Source organism: Alteromonas gracilis (assembly GCF_043642145.1).
GTDB classification, from domain to species: Bacteria; Pseudomonadota; Gammaproteobacteria; order Enterobacterales; family Alteromonadaceae; genus Alteromonas; species Alteromonas gracilis_B.
Window position 1 is genome coordinate 1 of record NZ_JBHZRZ010000024.1, and the last position, 4,617, is coordinate 4,617.

The 4,617-nt window shown below is 43.8% G+C and carries 8 protein-coding genes; all 8 read right to left on the bottom strand.

What is annotated here, in order from left to right; all coding sequences use genetic code 11:
• Positions 1 to 465: 465 nt before the first annotated feature.
• The 8 genes from ACHUFN_RS19960 to ACHUFN_RS19995 all read right to left on the bottom strand — a co-directional run bounded on the left by ACHUFN_RS19960 (position 466) and on the right by ACHUFN_RS19995 (position 4,531).
• The gene (locus ACHUFN_RS19960; RefSeq protein WP_394224481.1) at positions 466 to 1,029 is read right to left on the bottom strand and encodes a hypothetical protein; all 564 of its coding nucleotides are present in this window, start codon (positions 1,027 to 1,029) and stop codon (positions 466 to 468) included.
• A complete protein-coding gene (locus tag ACHUFN_RS19965; RefSeq protein ID WP_394224482.1) occupies positions 1,005 to 1,205 on the bottom strand; it encodes a hypothetical protein in 201 nt (66 codons plus the stop codon). The genes ACHUFN_RS19960 and ACHUFN_RS19965 overlap by 25 nt, the downstream gene beginning before the upstream one ends.
• A gap of 365 nt (positions 1,206 to 1,570) precedes the next feature.
• Entirely contained in the window at positions 1,571 to 1,879 is a 309-nt protein-coding gene (locus ACHUFN_RS19970) for a DUF6980 family protein (protein ID WP_394224483.1), read from the bottom strand.
• A 121-nt stretch (positions 1,880 to 2,000) separates the two neighbouring features.
• Complete coding sequence (locus tag ACHUFN_RS19975; protein WP_394224484.1) at positions 2,001 to 2,432, bottom strand: hypothetical protein; 432 nt, start codon at positions 2,430 to 2,432, stop codon at positions 2,001 to 2,003.
• Between the two features lie 5 nt (positions 2,433 to 2,437).
• Entirely contained in the window at positions 2,438 to 2,641 is a 204-nt protein-coding gene (locus ACHUFN_RS19980; protein ID WP_394224485.1) for a hypothetical protein, read from the bottom strand.
• 189 nt (positions 2,642 to 2,830) lie between these two features.
• On the bottom strand, positions 2,831 to 2,986 hold the full coding sequence (locus ACHUFN_RS19985) for a hypothetical protein (RefSeq protein ID WP_394224486.1): 156 nt from the start codon (positions 2,984 to 2,986) through the stop codon (positions 2,831 to 2,833).
• Positions 2,987 to 3,251: 265 nt separating this feature from the next.
• Positions 3,252 to 3,407 carry a hypothetical protein gene (locus ACHUFN_RS19990; protein ID WP_394224487.1) on the bottom strand — a complete coding sequence of 52 codons (156 nt, stop codon included), beginning with the start codon at positions 3,405 to 3,407 and terminating at the stop codon, positions 3,252 to 3,254.
• A gap of 785 nt (positions 3,408 to 4,192) precedes the next feature.
• Positions 4,193 to 4,531: a hypothetical protein gene (locus ACHUFN_RS19995; protein ID WP_394224488.1), complete on the bottom strand. Its 339-nt coding sequence runs from the start codon at positions 4,529 to 4,531 to the stop codon at positions 4,193 to 4,195.
• Positions 4,532 to 4,617: the final 86 nt, after the last annotated feature.

The window sequence follows — 4,617 nt, forward strand, 5'->3', positions numbered from 1 at the left end:
CGTCCGAGCGACCGAAGGGAGTGGTCTTTAGCGCTTTGTTAGAAGCAGAGCCAGTTCCTTTGGTCTTTTTAAAAACTGATAAAGCCAGCATACGATTGATTGTTAACACAGACAAGAAAAACGACTGTGCACTAGTGTTTTTGATTTAGCTTAAGCTAGCCGCCATTTGAACTGTCGAACGCATTGGCGCTTATTGACGTTGAATAATAACTTGGCGATAAAGCGCCTAATGCGCAACCTTTGAATTGAAAGCGGCGGGTTTAAACCTACCACAAGCCAGAGCGATGCTTATAAAAACAGGTGAGGGTAGTTGTACGGGGATTTTTATAAAGTCAAACGCAGTTTAGGCTGACGCCTTATAACGCTAAGCTTTGGGGCGCTAGCACGTGGGCTAAAATCCGAACGAAGTGAGTCAGCCCACGTGTTAGCGTCCCAGCGACCGAAGGGAGTGCCAACAGCGTTTTGTTAGCTGCCTTTTCCAAACAACGACCTTAAATTTATACCTAGCCCACTGAAATTGGGCTCCAATATTAATGCATCGGCGAATCGCCGACCTTTACCTTTTTGTAGCTTTTTTACCACTTCGAATCCAGTTAACTCAGACTTTTTTTCTATGTCTTTAAAAATCGAACCAATTAGCTTTATAACGTCATCTGTGCTTTCGCATACCTTTTTTAGCGGTATTAAAACCAGCTTGTCATCAATTTCTGAGGCTGCCCGACGATGATGATTATTTTCGTAAAAATAGTTGGGGGTTAAAGTTGAAATCATAATGGCTGGCAACATGGACTCTCCATCTTCGCCATTAATTTGATGCCAAGAAAATACTTCGTTTGCGAAGTGGACTGGATCTATACCAGCAATAACCATTGAGCGAGATTCAGAGGCTTTTCTAGCCATGTTAGTGAAGTTTGCGACCAATGTGTCAGTTAATGGTTCTTTCCAACCATAGTCTAATACATATATGAAAAAGTCTCGGCCATCCACTGTGTTGGGAAGGTTTCCTAAATTGTGTACGTGAAGTCCCATGAGTTTCCTTTTCCTTTGGCAGCTAACATTAAGCTAAGCGGCGCAGTTGCGTGGGGCATCATGGCGAAGCCGCCCCGCGTAAATGCGTCCGAGCGACCGAAGGGAGTGGACTTTAGCGCTTTGTTAGAAGCAGAGCCAGTTCCTTTGGTCTGTTTAAAAACTGTTGAAGCCAGCATACGATTGATTGTTAACACAAACAAGCAAAACGACTGTGCACAAATGTTTTTGATTTAGCTGAAGCTAGCCGCCATCTGAGCTATCGAGTGTAATGGCGCTTGCTGAATGAAAATAAGAACTTGGAGATAAAGCGCCTATTACACCACCTTTAAATTGAAAGCGGCGGATTTAAACCTACCACAAGCTAGAGCGATGCTAATGAAAACAGGTGAGGGTAGTTACACTGGGATTTGTATTAAGCCAAACGAAGTTTAGGCTGACGCCTTATAACTTTTAAATATGGGGCACAAACAGGCAGGCTACAATGGCGAAGCCGCCTGCCTGTTTGTGTCCCAGCCCGCTTGCGGGCGACATAATTTTTTTGTTAGGCATGTTCCCACCACGAAGAGCTAAGATAGTTTATTGGGATGTCATTTTCCCAAGGGTCAATGCCCTGCTTTTCTAGGGAATCAAACCATTCATCTCTTCTGGATATTGGCAATTTCGCACCACACCAATTGCAATATTCTAAGATTAAATATTCGTAGCCACTGCTTAATTTAAGACCGAATTCTTGATACGCACTACTGTAGTATATTGGAAATCCTTTATCTTTAACCGCTTCTTCCATATCTGTACAGCAACACTTTGGAAGTGATTGCCGTTCGTTTTTCAGCATCATTACTATGGTCATATTGCGAAATGCCTAACGGCCCGCATAACGGGCAAAAATACGTAGGCTACAATATCAAGCGAAGCGCAGGGAGCCTACGTATTTTTGTCCCAGCGAGCCCGCGAGCGAGTTTATGCGTTTGTTAGCTATGCCTTAAAACTTCAACCCCAAGTACACATGATACGGATAAAAGGCCGAACCACCCTAAAATATGCCCAAAGTCCTCGCCGAAATAATCTAGTGACGAAAAGCCTTCTATAATTTCACTGGCAGGTTTGGAAAATACGATAAGGCTAATACTTAAACCTGGTTCCCATAGCAAATACCAATAAGTTGATAATCTCCAGCTAGTCCCTTCAGTTGTAGCTATGAAAAAGGTCAGCACAGCAAAGAAAACAATGCCAATTATCTTGGAGTTTCTCCACCTTTTGAAACTGGTCGCTAATGAATGCTGATATTCATATTTTGAGTAAAGGAATACAAAGGCAATTGGCGACAAATAGAGTAAAAAAATAGCAAATGAAAATAGCATGTTCATCAAAATAGCTAACATTAAGCTAAGCGGCGCTGGCATGTGGGCTAAAATTCCGAGCGAAGCGAGTTAGCCCACATGTTAGCGTCCGAACGACCGAAGGGAGTGGACTTGAGCGCTTTGTTAGAAGCAGAGCCAGTTCCTTTGGTCTGTTTAAAAACTGATGAAGCCAGCATACGATTGATTGTTAACACAAACAAGCAAAACGACTGTGCACTGATGTTTTTGATTTGGCTGAAGCCAGCCGCCATTTGAGCTACCGAGTGTAATGGCGCTTGCTGACTCAAAATAAGAACTGGGCGATAAAGCGCCTATTGCGAGACCTTCGAAGTAAGCGCGGTGATATTAAAACTACCAATGCTTTGGCGATGTTGGGAACAACAGGTAAGGGCGGTTGAACTGATAAGTTTATAAAGCCAAACATAGTTTAGGCTGACGCCTTATAACATTAAGCTAAGCGGCGCAGTTACGTGGGGCATCATGGCGAAGCCGCCCCGCGTAAATGCGTCCGAGCGACCGAAGGGAGTGGTCTTTAGCGCTTTGTTAGAAGCAGAGCCAGTTCCTTTGGTCTGTTTAAAAACTGATGAAGCCAGCATACGATTGATTGTTAACACAAACAAGCAAAACGACTGTGCACTAGTGTTTTTGATTTAGCTTAAGCTAGCCGCCATTTGAACTGTCGAACGCATTGGCGCTTGTTGACGTTGAATAATAACTTGGCGATAAAGCGCCTAATGCGCAACCTTTGAATTGAAAGCGGCGGATTTAAACCTACCACAAGCCAGAGCGATGCTTATAAAAACAGGTGAGGGTAGTTGTACGGGGATTTTTATAAAGCCAAACGCAGTTTAGGCTGACGCCTTATAACTTTAAGCTAAGCGGCGCAGTTGCGTGGGGCATAATGGCGAAGCCGCCCCGCGTAATTGCGTCCGAACGACCGAAGGGAGTGGTCTTTAGCGCTTTGTTAGAAGCAGAGCCAGTTCCTTTGGTCTGTTTAAAAACTGTTGAAGCCAGCATACGATTGATTGTTAACACAAACAAGCAAAACGACTGAGCAGTGATGGTTTTGATTTGGCTGAAGCTAGCCGCTATCTGAGCTATCGAGTGTAATGGCGCTTGCTGGCTTAGAATAAGAACTTGGAGATTGAGCGCCTATTACACCACCTTTGAATTGAAAGCGGCGGATTTAAACCTACCACAAGCCAGAGCGATGCTTATAAAAACAGGTGAGGGTAGTTGTACGGGGATTTTTATAAAGCCAAACGCAGTTTAGGCTGACGCCTTATAACGCTAAGCTTTGGGGCGCTAGCATGTGGGCTAAAATCCGAACGAAGTGAGTCAGCCCACGTGTTAGCGTCCCAGCGACCGGAGGGAGTGCCAACAGCGTTTTGTTAGGCGTACAAAGGAAAGTACGCAGCTTTGCTGCCACCACTAGCCGATACGGCCACTTGTTTAAATTATTGAATTTAAGATAAAACAACCCTGTTCGAAATGCCAGATGTTAAGGAGGTTGCTGGATAAAAGAGCGAGTTTAGAATACTAATGATGTTAAATGTTAGCGTTACTGTGTTGATAAAAAACCGCGTTGCTAAAGTCGTTGAAACGTCTGAAAAAGTAAGCAATAAAGACAACCTAGCGAAACAGCCTTGATGCTGTAATGTCACGGCTGAACCTACTTTTTAATGCTGTAAGTAAATGACGCCTAACTTTTCAATAACGGGCGCAGGCGCGTAGGGCATAATGGCGAAGCCGCCCTGCGTGTATGCGTCCCAGCGAACGCAGTGAGCGTGTTGATTGACTTGTTAGGTGCGTGCACTTTTATTACCTTTATTAAAGAAGCACAAAACAGCAACAATGATTGTGCCTACTGGAAAGATTGGATTTAAAGTGAAATCCACTGTGAGTATAACTGGAGCAAAGGCAAAGAAGCCAACAAGCCACCAACGTTTCCAAAAACCAGCACCCCAAAGTGCAGCTAAGCTAGAAGCACCAAGACCGATTGCACATAAAATTACATTTACTAATTCTGAGCTTTCTTGGTTAAGCTGGACAATTAAACCAATTAGACAACCAAATGCGACTAGAGAGAAAAACCCACCTAGAAAAACACCTTTGAAAAAAGTAATTGCTTCACTTTTCACTAGTAGCACTGGTCTTACCCACTAAAAGTGGACATCCATGTTAAGCGTATGTCGCTTCGTATTCATATGGGCTGACATAGCCCAAT

Bases quoted from the DNA above. Each gene is read 5' to 3' on its own strand.
- ACHUFN_RS19960 (WP_394224481.1), bottom strand. From the start codon at position 1,029: ATGGGACTTCACGTACACAATTTAGGAAACCTTCCCAACACAGTGGAT.
- ACHUFN_RS19965 (WP_394224482.1), bottom strand. From the start codon at position 1,205: ATGCTGGCTTCAACAGTTTTTAAACAGACCAAAGGAACTGGCTCTGCT.
- ACHUFN_RS19970 (WP_394224483.1), bottom strand. From the start codon at position 1,879: ATGACCATAGTAATGATGCTGAAAAACGAACGGCAATCACTTCCAAAG.
- ACHUFN_RS19975 (WP_394224484.1), bottom strand. From the start codon at position 2,432: ATGCCAGCGCCGCTTAGCTTAATGTTAGCTATTTTGATGAACATGCTA.
- ACHUFN_RS19980 (WP_394224485.1), bottom strand. From the start codon at position 2,641: ATGGCGGCTGGCTTCAGCCAAATCAAAAACATCAGTGCACAGTCGTTT.
- ACHUFN_RS19985 (WP_394224486.1), bottom strand. From the start codon at position 2,986: ATGCTGGCTTCATCAGTTTTTAAACAGACCAAAGGAACTGGCTCTGCT.
- ACHUFN_RS19990 (WP_394224487.1), bottom strand. From the start codon at position 3,407: ATGCTGGCTTCAACAGTTTTTAAACAGACCAAAGGAACTGGCTCTGCT.